Origin of the sequence: Pseudomonas fluorescens, assembly GCF_000730425.1 — a bacterium.
Classification (GTDB): domain Bacteria; phylum Pseudomonadota; class Gammaproteobacteria; order Pseudomonadales; family Pseudomonadaceae; genus Aquipseudomonas; species Aquipseudomonas fluorescens_X.
In genome coordinates this window covers 5,400,963-5,416,596 of record NZ_CP008896.1, presented here as the reverse complement: position 1 = coordinate 5,416,596, position 15,634 = coordinate 5,400,963, and the positions used below count along the sequence as shown (strand labels likewise).

15 protein-coding genes are annotated in these 15,634 nt (G+C 61.1%); 7 read left to right on the top strand and 8 right to left on the bottom strand.

Features of this window, described 5'->3' with window-relative positions; all coding sequences use genetic code 11:
- Positions 1-19: 19 nt before the first annotated feature.
- The 3 genes from HZ99_RS24275 to yiaY all read right to left on the bottom strand — a co-directional run bounded on the left by HZ99_RS24275 (position 20) and on the right by yiaY (position 2,853).
- Positions 20-937, bottom strand: a complete 918-nt coding sequence (locus HZ99_RS24275) for a LysR family transcriptional regulator (protein WP_038446603.1) — start codon at positions 935-937, stop codon at positions 20-22.
- Entirely contained in the window at positions 937-1,611 is a 675-nt protein-coding gene (locus tag HZ99_RS24270; protein WP_038446602.1) for an NAD(P)H-binding protein, read from the bottom strand. The genes HZ99_RS24275 and HZ99_RS24270 overlap by 1 nt, the downstream gene beginning before the upstream one ends.
- Before the next feature lie 93 nt (positions 1,612-1,704).
- On the bottom strand, positions 1,705-2,853 hold the full coding sequence (gene yiaY, locus HZ99_RS24265) for an L-threonine dehydrogenase (protein ID WP_038446600.1): 1,149 nt from the start codon (positions 2,851-2,853) through the stop codon (positions 1,705-1,707).
- Positions 2,854-2,979: 126 nt separating this feature from the next.
- On the opposite strand from yiaY, the gene HZ99_RS24260 reads away from it, so the two are divergent.
- Positions 2,980-3,996, top strand: coding sequence for a DUF4917 family protein (locus HZ99_RS24260; protein ID WP_038446599.1), 1,017 nt, complete (start codon positions 2,980-2,982; stop codon positions 3,994-3,996).
- A 146-nt stretch (positions 3,997-4,142) separates the two neighbouring features.
- Here the strand turns inward: HZ99_RS24260 and HZ99_RS24255 are convergent, their stop codons facing one another.
- Positions 4,143-4,670 carry a helix-turn-helix domain-containing protein gene (locus HZ99_RS24255; protein WP_038446598.1) on the bottom strand — a complete coding sequence of 176 codons (528 nt, stop codon included), beginning with the start codon at positions 4,668-4,670 and terminating at the stop codon, positions 4,143-4,145.
- A 157-nt stretch (positions 4,671-4,827) separates the two neighbouring features.
- Between HZ99_RS24255 and HZ99_RS24250 the strand changes: the two genes are divergently transcribed.
- From HZ99_RS24250 to HZ99_RS24225, 6 genes are all read left to right on the top strand, one after another.
- Positions 4,828-5,610, top strand: coding sequence for an aldolase (locus HZ99_RS24250; protein WP_038446596.1), 783 nt, complete (start codon positions 4,828-4,830; stop codon positions 5,608-5,610).
- Positions 5,611-5,635: 25 nt separating this feature from the next.
- Entirely contained in the window at positions 5,636-6,523 is an 888-nt protein-coding gene (locus HZ99_RS24245) for a dihydrodipicolinate synthase family protein (RefSeq protein ID WP_038446595.1), read from the top strand.
- A gap of 185 nt (positions 6,524-6,708) precedes the next feature.
- Complete coding sequence (locus HZ99_RS24240; RefSeq protein WP_038446593.1) at positions 6,709-7,248, top strand: RNA polymerase sigma factor; 540 nt, start codon at positions 6,709-6,711, stop codon at positions 7,246-7,248.
- Positions 7,245-8,213, top strand: a complete 969-nt coding sequence (locus HZ99_RS24235) for a FecR family protein (protein WP_038446592.1) — start codon at positions 7,245-7,247, stop codon at positions 8,211-8,213. Before HZ99_RS24240 ends, HZ99_RS24235 begins: the two co-directional genes overlap by 4 nt.
- A 118-nt stretch (positions 8,214-8,331) precedes the next feature.
- Positions 8,332-10,899 carry a TonB-dependent receptor gene (locus HZ99_RS24230; RefSeq protein WP_038446591.1) on the top strand — a complete coding sequence of 856 codons (2,568 nt, stop codon included), beginning with the start codon at positions 8,332-8,334 and terminating at the stop codon, positions 10,897-10,899.
- Positions 10,900-11,087: 188 nt separating this feature from the next.
- Positions 11,088-11,987: a DMT family transporter gene (locus tag HZ99_RS24225; protein ID WP_038446589.1), complete on the top strand. Its 900-nt coding sequence runs from the start codon at positions 11,088-11,090 to the stop codon at positions 11,985-11,987.
- Between the two features lie 97 nt (positions 11,988-12,084).
- Here HZ99_RS24225 and HZ99_RS24220 read toward each other — a convergent pair whose 3' ends face one another.
- The 4 genes from HZ99_RS24220 to HZ99_RS24205 all read right to left on the bottom strand — a co-directional run bounded on the left by HZ99_RS24220 (position 12,085) and on the right by HZ99_RS24205 (position 15,502).
- Positions 12,085-13,302: a class I SAM-dependent methyltransferase gene (locus HZ99_RS24220; RefSeq protein ID WP_038446588.1), complete on the bottom strand. Its 1,218-nt coding sequence runs from the start codon at positions 13,300-13,302 to the stop codon at positions 12,085-12,087.
- A 220-nt stretch (positions 13,303-13,522) separates the two neighbouring features.
- Positions 13,523-14,140, bottom strand: a complete 618-nt coding sequence (locus tag HZ99_RS24215) for a TPM domain-containing protein (protein ID WP_038446587.1) — start codon at positions 14,138-14,140, stop codon at positions 13,523-13,525.
- Between the two features lie 28 nt (positions 14,141-14,168).
- The gene (locus HZ99_RS24210; protein WP_038446586.1) at positions 14,169-14,894 is read right to left on the bottom strand and encodes a TPM domain-containing protein; all 726 of its coding nucleotides are present in this window, start codon (positions 14,892-14,894) and stop codon (positions 14,169-14,171) included.
- Positions 14,894-15,502 carry a LemA family protein gene (locus HZ99_RS24205; protein WP_029297013.1) on the bottom strand — a complete coding sequence of 203 codons (609 nt, stop codon included), beginning with the start codon at positions 15,500-15,502 and terminating at the stop codon, positions 14,894-14,896. The genes HZ99_RS24210 and HZ99_RS24205 overlap by 1 nt, the downstream gene beginning before the upstream one ends.
- Positions 15,503-15,634 lie beyond the last annotated feature (132 nt).

Below are 15,634 nucleotides of genomic sequence, written 5' to 3'. Positions count from 1 at the left end.
ATTCCTACAAGAAAATCTGTCAGATATCAGATTCAGAGGCTTGCAAGTATTCAAACAGTAAACGACTGACCGGTGACAACGATGCCTCATCGCGTACCACCAGAATCAGCCGTCGAGCCGCCCATTCATCGGTCAGCGGCACCGCCCGCAAGCCCAATGTCCGGCCGAACAACTCATAGGCTTTCTGCGGCAGGATACCGATCCCCATATTGGCCTGGACCATGCGGCACATTGCATCAAAACCCGGCACATGGATGCGCAGGTGCAGCATCTTGCCTGCCTCCCGTGCAGCCGCATGGGTACGCATATTGATCGAACTGGCCGAATGCAGCCCGACATAATCGCAGCCCAAGGTCTCGGTAAACGACAGCCCTTTGCGATCGGCCAACGGGTGGTCCATTGGCATCAACACCATCAGGTTGTCCCGTCGATAAGTCACACTGAACAGGCCCTTGGTATCGGTATCACAAGAGCAAATCCCCAGGTCCGCCACACCGTCGAGCACGCCCTGGACCACGCCACTGCTGGGGCGTTCTTCCAGATCGGTCTTGAGTTGCGGATACCGTGCGGTAAAGTCACGCAAGTCTTCAGGCAGGAACTGAATGATCGCCGACAGGTTGGCCAGCATGCGCACATACCCACGCACGCCATCGCTATGCTCACCCAGCTCCAGGCCCATTTTCTGCACGTTGAACAGCATTTGCCGGCCATGGTGCAACAGTGTTTCACCGGCGGCAGTGAGACTCATGCCCTTGGCCTGGCGTACAAACAGGGTCAAGCCGAGCATTTTCTCCAGATCCACCAGGCGCTTGCTGGCGGCCGATACCGCGATGGATTCACGCGCTGCGGCGCGGGTCAGCGTGCCTTCCTCGTACACAGCGACGAACAACTGCAAGGTAATCAGATCCAGGCGACGAATCAGGCTTTTGGACAACATCACACACGCTCAGCGGCCAGACGGTGGATGTCGGCAGGCTCGATCACCGCTTGCGGCGCACCATGGCGGGCCACGGCCAGCATTGCCCGGCCCACAGCCTCGGTACTGACCACCCAGGCCGGGCGCACGCGACGCACCAGCGACAGCAGCGGCCCGATCAAGTTGTAGATCGTCTGGTAAAGCGCGGTTTTCGAGCGCACGCCATGCAACGGCTGGATAATCCCCGGTCGGAACAGGTAAACCGCCTTGAACGGCAGGCGCAGCAAGGCATTCTCGGTCTTGCCCTTGACCCGCGCCCACATCACCTTGCCCTGTTCGGAACTGTCGGTACCGGCGCCGGACACGTACACAAACGTCATCTGCGGATTGAGCCGCGCCAGGGTGCTGGCGGCGACCAGTGTCAGGTCATAGGTCTGGCGGGTGTAGGTGGCTTCATCCATGCCCACCGACGACACCCCCAGGCAAAACAGACAGGCATCAAAACCTTGCAGCAAATGCTCCAGGGGTTGGAAGTCGAACATATCGGCATGCAGCACCTGATGCAGCTTGCCGTGCTCCTGGGTCAACGCCGTGCGCCCCACCGCCACCACTTCCTGCACATCAGCGGCCAGCAGACATTCACGCAACACGCCCTGGCCGACCATGCCGGTGGCGCCGAATAGTAGAACTCTCATAGGGGTGGGCCTCAGTGGCAAGCTTCAAGTTTTAAGAGCAGTACGAGGTGCCCAGATTAACAGCTTGTCGCTTGAAGCTTGCTACTGCCCAACCTAAAACGCGCTGCGGAAAATTTCCTCGATCTGGCGCTGATCCGCCCGCCGTGGGTTGGTCAGGCCGCACGCATCCTTGAGGGCGTTGGCGGCCAGCAGCGGGATGTCTTGCAGCTTGGCGCCCAGCTCGCGCAGGCCGGCCGGGATGTCGACATCCTGGGACAGGCAGCGGATCGCCGCGATGGCCGCCTGGGCGCCCTCTTCGGGGCTGGCATGCTTGTCGGTCACCCCCAGGGCGCGGCCGACGTCGTTCAGGCGCGCCGCGCTGACACTGGCGTTAAAGCTCTGGACGTGGGGCAGCAACACTGCGTTGCACACGCCGTGGGGCAAGTCGTAGAGGCCACCCAACTGGTGGGCCATGGCGTGGACAAACCCCAGGGAAGCGTTGTTGAAGGCCATGCCGGCGAGAAATTGCGCGTAGGCCATGTTTTCCCGGGCGGCCATGTCGCTGCCATCGCGCACGGCCAGGCGCAGGTTGGCGCTGATCAATTCAATAGCCTTGATCGCGCACGCATCGGTGATCGGGTTGGCGGCAGTGGACACATAGGCTTCGATGGCGTGGGTCAGCGCGTCCATACCAGTGGCGGCGGTCAGGCCCTTGGGCATGGCGACCATCAGCGCCGGGTCGTTGACCGACAGCAGTGGCGTGACGTTACGGTCGACGATCGCCATTTTCACATGGCGGGTTTCGTCGGTGATGATGCAAAAACGGGTCATTTCGCTGGCAGTACCGGCGGTGGTGTTGATCGCTACCAGGGGCAACTGTGGCTTGCTCGATTGGTCGACACCTTCGTAGTCGCCGATATGCCCGCCATTGGTGGCACACAGCGCGATGCCCTTGGCGCAGTCATGGGGCGAGCCACCGCCCAGCGACACCACAAAATCACAACCACTGGCCTGCAGCAACGCCAGGCCATTTTCGACGTTCTCCACGTTGGGGTTGGGCTTGGCGCCGTCGTAGAGCACCGAGTCGATGTCCTGCATCGCCAGCTTCTCGGCAATCATGCTGGCCACGCCCGCCTTGGCCAGGCCAGCGTCGGTGACGATCAATGCCTTGCCAAAGCCGTAGTTACGGATCGCGCTCATGGCTTCGTCGAGGCAATCGATGCCCATGATATTGACGGCGGGAATGAAGAACGTGCTGCTCATGGTGAACCCTCGGGGATACGTTGATGCCTACAGCATCGACCGCACAGGCCTGCGGCATCTTGACCAGGATCAACGCCCGCCCGTGATAAAGTCATCGCCCAGCCGTTTTTGAGTAGACCCGCCGCAATGAAGGATTTCCAGGATATCGACGCCGCCCTTGAAGACTGGAACGCACTGCGCAGCAGCACCACCTTTGCCGCCATCCTGATCGGCAACGGTGCCAGTCGCGCGGTGTGGGAAGACTTTGCCTACGATTCACTGTTTGAAAACGCACGCACGGTGGAAGAAAAGCCCTTGAGCGCTTCCGAACTGAGTGTGTTTGACGCGATGCAGACCCGCAGCTTCGAGCAGGTGCTGGGTGCCCTGAAAACCACCAGCCGCGTCAACAAGGCCCTGGCCGTCAGTTCCGCCGCGCCACGTAATCGCTACTACGCGATCAAGGAAGCGCTGATCAACACCATCCACGCCGTCCATATCCCATGGCGCTTGGTGCAGCCATCGACCCTGGCCACGATCCATCAGGAACTGGCGAGTTACAAGACGGTGTTCACCAGCAATTACGACCTGCTCAACTACTGGTCGATCCTGCATACACCGGGCATCGACGACCTGTTTCGCGGCGCCGACTCACGCTTTGACCTGTGCGATAGCGCAACCACCGCGACGCGTATTCTTTACCTGCATGGTGGCCTGCATCTGGTGCGCAACCTGGATGGTTCGGCGCGCAAATTGCCGTCCACCGACAGCACCTTGCTCAGCAGCTTTGCCATCAACAACACCCTCAAGACCCTCGACGACGTGCCGCTGTTTATCAACGAAGGCGCCAGCAGCGAGAAGCTCAAGAGCATTCGCGGTTCGGATTACCTGTCGTTCTGCTATGGGCAGTTGCTGGGACAGGAAGGCGCGCTGTGCATTTTCGGCCATCACCTGGGCAAACAGGATGGGCACTTGGTAGAAGCTATTCGCCGCTCGAGGATCAAGACCCTGGCGATCTCGGTATTTGGCCGCAGCGAAGGGTTTATCCAGCAGCAGAAGCGCCGCTACGCGGGCCTGTTTGAAGACATGGAGGTGCAGTTGCGGTTCTTTGCGGCGCGCAGTCATGCGCTGGGCAATCCGGCGCTGTCGGTGCCGGTCGAGCACTGATCCCAGCCTAACTGGAGACCCTATGTGGGAGCGGGCTTGCTCGCGATAGCGATGGGTCAGACGCTGGATGTGTTGAATGACACTCCGCTTTCGCGAGCAAGCCCGCTCCCACACAAGCCAGCTCCTACATTGACCGCATTCCAGGCCTATTCTTCGGCGCTGTGTACCACCACCAGCAACTGTGCCTGCACTTCGCCCACCGAGCGGATCCGGTGGGGCTTTTGCGCATTGAAGTGCAATGCGTCGCCGCGCTCGAGCAGCACCCGCTCGTTCATGAAGTCCACTTCCACCCGGCCTTCGTGCACAAACAGAAATTCCTCCCCCACGTGTTCCTTGAAGGTCTTGTCACTGAATTCGGCCGGCGGGTAGATGATGAACGGCAGCAGGCTGCGTTCGCTGACCTGGTGGGCAAGCACCGCATAACCTGGCGAGGTGTCAGGCCGCTCATGGCTGCGCACCAGGCTGTAGCTGTCGAGGCTGACGTTGTCTTCGCTGAACAGCTCTTCGACCTTGACGTTCAACGCCTTGGCCAGTTTCAGCGCGGCGGCAATCGACGGCGTGTTCAGGCCACGCTCGATTTTCGACAGGTAACTCTTGGTCATCCCGGATTTTTCGGCCAAGGCCTCCAAGGTGACACCGAGTTTTTTTCTCAATAATTTCAAACGGATAGACATGCGAAGCGATCAATCCAAACAAGTTTCGATGATTATAGCTTGTCAATGACACAAAGTGTCATATAGCATCTTTCGTGTCATTTGCAGAACCCAACGACCTTGCGAGCAGCGGGAACCAGCAAATCGACGTCCATTGAACCACCCAAAGGACACCGATATGGCCAAGACATTAGCACTCTCCAAAGAACAACTGGTCAAGCAAGCGCTGACCCAGATGCAAAGTACCCTGGCGGATAATACGTGGACCGACCGGCAAAAGCTGGCCCTGACCTGCCGCATTCTGTTCGAGAACGGCCACGACTCCGGCCTGGCCGGGCAGATCACTGCCCGTGGCCCGACGCCTGGCACCTACTACACCCAGCAACTGGGCCTGGGTTTCGATGAAATCACCGCCAGCAACCTGCTGCTGGTCAACGAAGACCTGGAAGTGTTGGAAGGCCACGGCATGCCCAACCCGGCCAACCGTTTTCACAGCTGGGTGTACCGTGGCCGGCCGGATGTGAACTGCATCATCCACACCCACCCGACCCACATCGCCGCGCTGTCGATGCTGGAAGTGCCGCTGGAGGTGTCGCACATGGACCTGTGCCCGTTGTATGAAGACTGCGCATTCCTCGAAGCCTGGCCGGGTGTGCCGGTGGGTAACGAAGAGGGCGAAATCATCACCTGCGCCCTGGGCGACAAGCGCGCCATCCTGCTGTCCCACCACGGCCAGCTGTCTACCGGAAGCACCATCGAAGAAGCCTGCGTGATCGCACTATTGATCGAACGGGCGGCCAAACTGCAACTACTGGCCATGGCCGCCGGAACCGTCAAGCCGATCCTGCCGCAGTTGGGACGCGAGGCCCATGACTGGATCTCCAAGCCCAAGCGCCACGGCGCCGCGTTCAACTACTACGCTCGGCAGAACCTGCGCCAACACGCCGATTGCCTGAACTGAAGCCTTTTTCGACCGGAGACATTCCATGTCCAGCCCTACTATTCACGGCATCATCGGCTACACCATCACCCCGTTCAGCGCCGACGGCAGTATTGTCGACCTCGACGCCCTGGGCCACTCGATCGACCGCTTGATCGACAGCGGCGTGCACGCCATTGCGCCATTGGGCAGCACCGGTGAAGGCGCTTACTTGAGCGATGCGCAATGGGAGGAAGTCAGCGCCTACAGCATTCAAAAAGTCGCCAAGCGCGTGCCGACCATCGTCAGCGTCTCCGACCTGACCACCGCCAATGCCGTACGCCGTGCGCGCTTCGCCGAAGCCCACGGCGCCGATGTGGTCATGGTGCTGCCGGCGTCGTACTGGAAACTCAGTGACGCCCAGATCCTCAAGCACTACGCCACCATCGGCGACAGCATCGGTGTGCCGATCATGCTCTACAACAACCCGGCCACCAGCGGCACGGATATGTCGGTGGAGTTGATCATGCGCATTGTCGACAGCGTCGACAACGTCACGATGGTCAAGGAAAGCACTGGCGATATCCAGCGCATGCACCAGTTGTATCGTCTGAGTGAAGGCCAGCTACCGTTCTACAACGGCTGCAACCCGCTGGCCCTGGAAGCCTTTGCTGCGGGTGCCAGGGGCTGGTGCACCGCCGCACCGAACTTGATCCCGCAACTCAATCTGGACCTGTACCAGGCGATCTTGGCCAATGACCTGAATCGGGCACGCGACGTGTTTTATCGCCAGTTGCCGTTGCTGGACTTCATCCTCAAGGGTGGCTTGCCAGCAACGATCAAGGCTGGCCTGCGCATGTCCGGGCTGGAAGTAGGTAATCCACGCTTGCCGGTGTTCCCGCTGGATGCAGAAGGCTGCACCCGTCTGCAGGAGCTTCTGAAAACCCTGGGTTAACCCTCCCCCTGTAGGAGCCGGCTTGCCGGCGATGGCGTCCTTGAAAACCACGTATGACTCAAGGGCCCCATCGCCGGCAAGCCGGCTCCTGCATGTGATATACGCATTTTCATGGAGACAAATAGCAATAATTCTCGATATCATTCGCGACTTTTCTGCAGCGTGCTGCGTCAAGAAGGATATCCATGCCTCGTTTCAAGCCCGACCCGTTGTCGGCCGATGCCTGTCGCGGGTTCTATGCAGATATCCTGCATTACCTGCGCAAACGCACGGACAACGCCAGCGACGCGGCGGACATGACCCAGGATGTCTTTACCCAATGGCTGGACTACCGCGACCGGGGCAAGGTCGAGCAGCCACGGGCCTTTCTGTTTCAGATGGCACGCAATCTGCTGCGTGATCATTGGCGCAAACAGAAGGTGCGGCACAGCGTCCATCATGAACAGGCCGAATGGGATGCCGAGCCTGTCACCGACGAGCAAAACGATCCCATGGCCGCCGCTCAACGCCTCCAACGCCTGGCACAGTTGAAAGAAGTCCTCGCCGAACTCTCGCCCCGCAGGCGAGAAGCCCTTATGCTGCACCGCTTCGAAGGCCTGAGCCAGGCGCAGATTGCCGAGCGCATGGGCATTTCGATCAGCATGGTGGAAAAGCACATCGCCTTTGCCCTGCTGCACTGCAAGCAGCGACTTCAAAAAGACCCGGGCAAGGAGCAGCCAGAATGACCCGCTTGAGCAACCGCGACGGCCACGAAATGGATGAGCACGACACCATCGATGCCCAGGCTGCCAGTTGGTTTGCGCGCAATCGCGACGAAGTCGGCACGCTGGACCGCAAGGCCTTCGCCACCTGGCACGCCGTGCCGGCCCATGCACGCGCCTACGCCGAATTCGAACAGTTGTGGGCCGACCTGGGTGAGTTGCAACAACTGAACAAACCCGTGCCCTTGCCTACACGCAAAGCGGCTCCCTGGCGCCCGGCGCTGGCGGTGGCAGCCGCACTGGTCTGCGCCTTGCTCGCCAGTAACCTGGGCGCCCCGCGCGGGCTCTATCACACCGAGGTCGCGGCGCAGGACAAAGGCATGCGCACCCTGGACCTGCCGGACGGCAGCACCTTGTACGTCAACGCCAGCACGCAGTTGCAGGTGGACTTCGATGCCCATCGCCGCGTGATCCATCTGGACCAGGGCCAGTTATACGTGGAGGTAGCCCCCGACAAGGAGCGACCACTGTTCGTGCGCGCTGGCGAAGCCGATGTGCGGGTGGTGGGTACCGCGTTTGATGTGCGTCGCAGCCAGCAGCAACTGGTGGTCAGTGTGGCCCACGGGCGGGTCGCCTTCGCCCCCGACCCTAAAGCCAGCGCCGTCATGCTCGGTGCCCAACAGCGGGCGACCTACAGCTACGCCAAGGGCTCCGTTCAGCAACAGACCCTGGCCGCTGGCGAAGTTGCCGACTGGCGCAGCGGGCACTTGTCCTTTCGCAACCGCGAACTGGCCAGCCTGTTGGATGAGCTGAGCCTGTACCGGTCCAAGGCCGTGGTGTTGGCTGATGGCCCGGTGGCGCAATTGAAAATTTCCGGCAACCTTGATGTGAATGACCCGGACGCACTGCTCAATGCCCTGCCTGCCCTGCTACCCGTGAAAACCGTGCCCCTGGATGACGGCAACCTGCGTATCGAAGCGCGCAAGTAGCATTACTTGAGAATATTTTGCATTCGCATGTGAGGATTTTTTTCCCTGCCGCGTCTTCCTCCGGTCTGCGTTTGATACGCATGCCTTTTTTGGCTATTGAGCCGCCTTGGGGGATTTCATGTTTCGCGCGCCTTGCCTTGCCCAGCACCTGTTTCTTCGACCGACACTCATCGCCGCCTGCCTGGCCGTCAGCCTCACGGCCCAGGCCGACGCGTTCAAACTGCAACTGCCTGCCCAACCCCTGGCCACGTCCCTGAGCCAGGTCGCGCAGCAGGCAAAAATCCAGCTGCTGTTCGATGAAAACCTGTTGAAGAATATCCAGGCGCCCGCGATCAACGGCGAGTTCACCCCCGAAGCGGCGATCCGTACCCTGCTCAAGACCGGCGAGTTCACCCTGATCAAAATAGGCAGCACCTATGTCGTGCGCCCCGAGGAAAGCCGCACCACCAACAGCGCCAGCGTGCAGCTGGACGCCTTGAGCGTGATCGGTACCGGCAACGAAGTCGACGCCAGCACCGTCGGCCGCTCCACCCTGTCCCAGGCCGACATCGACCGCCTGCAGCCCAACAACATCGCCAGCCTGGTGCAGACGCTGCCGGGAGTGACCATGGGCGGCTCGATGAAACCGGGCGGCCAGATCATCAACATTCGCGGGATGGGCGAAGCCGAAGATGTGCCAATGACCGTCGATGGCGCGACCAAAAGCGGTTTCGAGCGCTATCAGCAGGGCACCGTGTTTATCGAGCCCGAGATGATCAAGAGCGTCGAGGTGGAAAAAGGCCCGCACTCGGCCTTCACCGGTAACGGCGGGTTTGGCGGTACGGTCAACATGATCGCCAAGGATGCGCCAGACCTGCTCAAGGACGGGCGCAACAGCGGTGCGATGCTCAAGTACGGGTATGCCAGCAACGACCATGAACAGGTCTACAGCGGCGCCGTGTATGGCCGCACCGAAGATGGCCGCATCGATGCCCTGGCCTACCTGACCAAGCGCGACGGCGGCGATATGAAGCTGGCCGCAGCCCGTGACTACGACAGCAAGGAATACCCGATCAACCCCCAGCGCCTGCCCAACAGTGCCCAGGATGTGAACGGCCAACTGTTCAAACTGAACATGTACCTCACCGATGAGCACAGCCTCGGTTTCTCCTACTCCCGGGCCAACAGCGAACGCTGGACACCTTTTTCGGCCAGAAGCTATCCATCGCCACCGCGCAAGGCCGAGATCGACCGCTATGGCTACGACGCTGCCGTAAGGCGCTTCCTGGCCAACCGCCAAACCGTCGATACCACCTGGTCGGGCAAGTACGAATACCAGCCCCTGGACAACCCGCTGATCGACATGAAACTCAGCTACTCGGAGTCCAACACCGACCAGACCGACGAGCGCGACGCCACGGCCGTCATCGGCCTGTCCTCTGGCGGGCGCAAGATGGATACCGCCTACACCGACAAGATCCTTGAGCTGCGCAACATCAGCCGCTTCAACAGCGGCCCGCTGGACCATGCCTTGACCACCGGGGTGCAGATCCGCAAGCACATTCGCGACACCGAAAGCTGGATGCCCGGCGCCACCTACAACACGCCCAAGTACAACTACGGGCACTTCCAGCCAGCCTTCATGCCCCACGGCAAGGTCGATACCCATGCGTTTTATATCCAGGACGCCGTGACCCTGGGCGACGTGACCATCACCCCGTCGCTGCGTTATGACCATGTGGTCAACCGTGGCAAAGCCAACGATGCGCCGTACTACAGCAACCCCGACCCGGCCTTCGGCCACGACTATAGCGACCGCACTTATGCCGGCTGGTCGCCACGCCTGGCGGCGTTCTGGAAAGTCACCCCGGACGTGGTGCTGTTCGCCAACTGGAGCCGCACCTGGCGCGCGCCGGTCATCGACGAACAATACGAAGTCCAGGGCCTGGGCAGCCGCACCTCCACCAGCCGCAACCTCGACCCGGAGCGCATCACCGCCATCACCGTGGGCAACATCACCAGCTTCGCCAACGTGATTGCCGGCGGCGACAGCCTGCAACTGCGCACGACGCTGTTCCACAACAAAATCGAGGACGAGATCTTCAAGGCCACCGGCCTCGGCTGCCGGGAACAGAACTACGTAAAAGGCTCCATCGCCGACGTCTGCACCGACATGGCGTCGAAAACCAACTACCGCAACATCGGCAGCATGACCATCAAGGGCTTCGAGCTCGAGGGCTACTACGACTCGACCTATCTGTTCGGCTCCCTGAGCTACTCGTGGGCCACCGGCAAACGCGAAAACCCTTACACCAACCCGTGGGCCAGCGACATTCACGTCTGGGCCCGTGACATTCCACCGGCCAAGTGGGTCGCCGTGCTGGGTACCAAGATTCCCGCGTGGGACGCACAAGTGGGCTGGCAAGGACAGTTCGTGCGCAAGACCGATCGCCTGCCCAGTGACAAATACTCAAGTGGCCTGAACAGTAGCTTCGGCGACCGGTTTTACGACCAATACGCCAACGCCAGCTACGACACCCAGGGCCTGTTCGCCAAATGGACGCCGCAACAGGCGTACCTCAAGGGCACCGAAGTCAACTTCACCGTCGATAACCTGTTCAACCGCAGCTACATGCCAGCCTTGAGTGGCGACAGCGCCACCAGCGTCGGACGCAACGCCAAGATCAGCGTGACCCGGTTCTTCTGACCCTGTAGGAGCCGGCTTGCCGGCGATGAGGCCCTTGAGCCAGCGTTGTTTTTAAGGACGCCATCGCCGGCAAGCCGGCGCCTACAGGAACTGTACGGTTCAATCTGCACCCAGCTGTAAGCCCGCGCCCTGCGGGCTTTGTGGCTAGATGGGCAGCCTCTTCCAGCCCATTCGATCCGGTTGTGCCCATGAACTCGCGCGAAAACACCGGCATGGCCCTCGGCCTGCTCGGCGTCATCATCTTCAGCCTGACCCTGCCCTTCACTCGCATCGTGGTGCAGGAAATCCATCCCTTGCTCAATGGCCTGGGGCGCGCCCTGTTCGCGGCGGTACCAGCGGCCTTGCTGTTGCTGTGGCGCCGCGAAGCCTGGCCGACCTGGCGCCAGGTTCGCGGCCTGACACTGGTGATTGCCGGGGTGATCCTCGGCTTCCCGGTGTTGTCGGCCTGGGCCATGCAAACCCTGCCCGCCTCCCACGGCGCCCTGGTCAACGGCCTGCAGCCGCTGTGCGTCGCGTTGTATGCGGCGTGGTTGTCCCATGAGCGACCGTCAAAAGCCTTCTGGGCCTGCGCGGCGCTGGGCAGTGCGCTGGTGCTCGGTTATGCGTTGATCACGGGGGCCGGCAGCATCCAGGCCGGCGACCTTCTGATGCTCGGGGCGATTGCCGTGGGCGGTTTGGGTTATGCCGAGGGTGGCCGCCTGGCCAAGGAAATGGGCGGCTGGCAGGTGATCTGCTGGGCGCTGGTGCTGTCGACACCGCTGTTGATCGGGCCGGTGACGTATCTTGCGCTGCAACATGAAGGCGCCATCTCGGCCCGCACCTGGTGGGCGTTTGGCTACGTCTCGTTGTTCTCGCAGTTCCTGGGATTCTTTGCCTGGTATGCCGGGCTGGCCATGGGCGGGATCGCACGGGTCAGCCAGATCCAACTGCTGCAGATCTTTTTCACCATTGCCTTTTCCGCGCTGTTTTTTGGCGAGCACATTGAGCCGATTACCTGGCTGTTTGCCTGCGGGGTGATCGTGACGGTGATGCTGGGGCGCAAGACAGCCGTGCAGGCTGCGCCCGTTCCCAAGCCGCATACACTCTAAATGTGGGAGCGGGCTTGCTCGCGAAAGCGGTGGGTCAGTCGCCGTATGTATTGGCTGATCCACCGCTTTCGCGGGCAAGCCCGCTCCCACATTGTCTTCAGGGCAGGTAATTATCGGCCCGCAGCAGGGTTTCCAGGCAGTGCTCGCTGATCTGGTAGAACGCCTTCAATTCGCGGATTTTCTCCAGCAACTGCGCGTTATCCGAAGGCTCGGCACGCTTGACCGCCAAAATCATCTTGTTCTTGTTGGTGTGGTCCAGGGAGATGAACTCGAACACCTTGGTCTCATAGCCACAGGCTTCCAGGAATAGCGCGCGCAAGCTGTCGGTGAGCATTTCTGCCTGCTGGCCCAGGTGCAGGCCGTATTGCAGCATCGGCTTGAGCAGTGCCGGGCTCTGGATCTGCAAGCGGATCTGTTTGTGACAGCACGGCGAGCACATGATGATCGACGCCCCGGAGCGGATGCCGGTGTGGATCGCGTAGTCGGTGGCGATGTCGCAGGCATGCAGGGCGATCATCACGTCCAGTTCGCTGGGTGCCACGCTGCGCACGTCACCGCACTTGAACACCAGCCCCGGGTGTTCCAGGCGGGCGGCAGCGGTGTTGCACAGGCTCACCATGTCTTCACGCAACTCCACGCCCGTCACCTGGCCCTCGGCCTTGAGGGTGTTGCGCAGGTAGTCGTGGATAGCGAACGTGAGGTAGCCCTTGCCCGAACCAAAATCCGCGACCTGCACCGGCCGGTCCAGTTGCAAGGGGGATGAGGTCAGCGCATGGCTGAACACCTCGATGAACTTGTTGATCTGCTTCCACTTGCGCGACATCGCCGGGATCAACTCGTGCTTGGCGTTGGTTACACCCAGGTCGGCGAGAAAGGGTCGGTTCAGGTCGAGGAAGCGGTGCTTCTCGCGGTTGTGCTCGGCGGACGGTGCTTCACGCAGCTGCTGGGGCTTGCTCTTGAACAGCGAGCTTTTGTTCTTCTTGCTGTATTCCAACTGCGCTTCGTCGTCCAGGGACAACAAATGGGCGTTCTTGAACGAGGCCGGCAACAGCGCGGCAATGGTCGCGACGCCCTCTGCCAGGGAGAAGTTCTTGGTGATGTCACGGGTCTTGTAGCGATAGACGAAGGACAGGCACGCCTGCTCCTTGACCGCCACGGGCTTGATGATCAAGCGCTGCAGATCTGCCTCATCGCCCACGTACTTGGCCAGCACCAGCTTGATAAAGGCGTTCTGCTCAAGGCTTGCGCGCAGCAGCTCGATGAACTGGGCATGGTGATCCGGCGCGGGGCTGGCAGGTTTAGCGGTGACAGACATGAACAAAAACGCCTCGGGCAGGGAATGCCGGGCATTTTAGGGGGGATGAGGGCTCAGGGCACGGAGTTATTTGCCCAACGGTCAGCGCCATTCAAAATGATGCAGCCCCACCATCTGTAGGAGCTGGCTTGCCAGCGATAGCATCAACTCAGTGTGACTGATACACCGAGGTGCCTGCATCGCTGGCAAGCCAGCTCCTACAGAAGGTGGTGGCCACAGGTTACTTGAGGACGATCAGGCGGTTGGGCAACTCGTTACGGGTGTGGGTCTGCGGCACATGCACCTTGAGCAGTTCGCCACAGGCCTCGATACACGCGATAAACCCAGCCAACGTCTGCCCCTGCTTCACCTGCTGGGTAAACGTCCTGACGATGGCATCCCAACGGCTGTCATCCAGCCGCTGGGAAATTCCGTCATCCACCAGGATCTCCACATAACGCTCGGCCTCGCTGACAAAAATCAACATCCCGGTGCTGCCCAGGGTGTGGTGCAGGTTCTGCTCCAGGAACTGCCGGCGTGCCAGGTTCGACGCGCGCCAATGCCGTACCGAGCGCGGGATCAGGCGGGTGGTGATCGCCGGCAGGCGGAACACCAGGCACAGCACGATAAACGTCGCCCATTGCGCCAGCAGCAAGGTGTGCATGGTCAACCAGCCCGACAGGTAATGCACGATCCCCGGTACCACCAACGCCACCACACTGGCCCACAACAGCGGTATGTAGGCGTAGTCGTCGGCGCGGGCGGCCAGTACGGTCACCAGTTCGGCGTCGGTCTGTTGCTCGACCCTGGCGATCGCTTCGGCGACCTGGCGCTGCTCGTGTTCTGTCAGTAAAGCCATGGTTGTAGATGCTCTTTAGTTATTGTCATTACCAGCCACCCGAAGCCCCGCCGCCGCCAAAACCGCCACCGCCGCCCCTGAAGCCACCACCCCCGCCGCCTCCGCCGCCACGCCCACTGCTGCTGAGAATGGCCAGCAAAATGGCGCCCACCGGCAGGCCCATGCGGTTACACAGCCACAACACCACCAGCAACAGAATGAACAGGCCGATGGAGAACGCCGGGTTGTCCTTGGCGAAGTTAGGGTCTGCCACATGGGCCGGCACGGCCAACGGCTCACCGCCGACCACCTGGATCATGGCCGCCACGCCGTCGCTGATGCCCTGGGTGAAATTGCCCGCCTTGAACTTGGGCGCGATCACCTGGTTGATGATCACCCACGACTGCGCATCCGTGAGCACGCCTTCCAGGCCATAGCCCACTTCGATGCGCAACTGGCGCTCGTCCCGGGCCACGATCAACAGCGCGCCGTTGTCCTTGCCCTTTTGGCCAATGCCCCAGTGCCGGCCCAGTTGATAACCGAAGTCTTCAATGGGCAGGCCTTGCAGGTCGGGCACCGTGACCACCACGATCTGATCGCCGCTGGTTTGCTCCAGCGCCTGCAATTGCTGGCTCAGTTGCGCACGCACCGGCGGGTCGATCATCTGCGCGTTGTCGACCACACGCCCAGTCAGCGCCGGAAAGTCCGGAGCCGCCTGAGCAGTCAGGCTCACGGCCAGCAGCAGCGCCGCCAGCCACCCTGCACGCCAGGTCATCAGAATTTCACTTGCGGCGCTTTATCGGCATCGGCACTGGTGGCCTCGAAGTTGGCGCGCACCGGCAGGTCGCTGTACATCACGCTGTGCCACAGGCGGCCAGGGAAGGTACGGATCTCGGTGTTGAAGGCCTGCACAGCGGCGATAAAGTCACGACGGGCCACGCTGATGCGGTTTTCCGTACCTTCGAGCTGCGATTGCAGGGCCAGGAAGTTCTGGTTGGCCTTGAGGTCCGGATAGCGCTCGGACACCACCATCAGGCGGCTGAGGGCACCGCTCAGGCCTTCCTGGGCCTGCTGGAACTGCTTGAGTTTTTCTGGGTTATCGAGGGTGCTGGCATCGACCTGGATCGAGGTCGCCTTGGCCCGCGCTTCGATCACGGCAGTGAGCGTGTCTTGCTCATGGGCTGCGTAGCCCTTGACCACTTCCACCAGGTTGGGGATCAGGTCGGCACGCCGTTGATACTGGTTCTGCACCTGGGCCCAGGCCGCCTTGACCTGTTCGTCCAGGGTCGGGATCTTGTTGATGCCGCAACCGCTCAGCACGCTGCTGATCAGTAGCAGGGCCGCGGCTTTCCAGCCCCATCGAATAGTCTGTGCTGCTTGCATGGTGTTTCTCCTGACCGACCTTATGGAATTTGACGACTGACCCTATACAACTCGCGCTTGGGGCATAATCCGCCACCACTGGATTACATCGAGCCAATCAGCTAAAAGATGCCCTTCTTTATGGATAGTTCA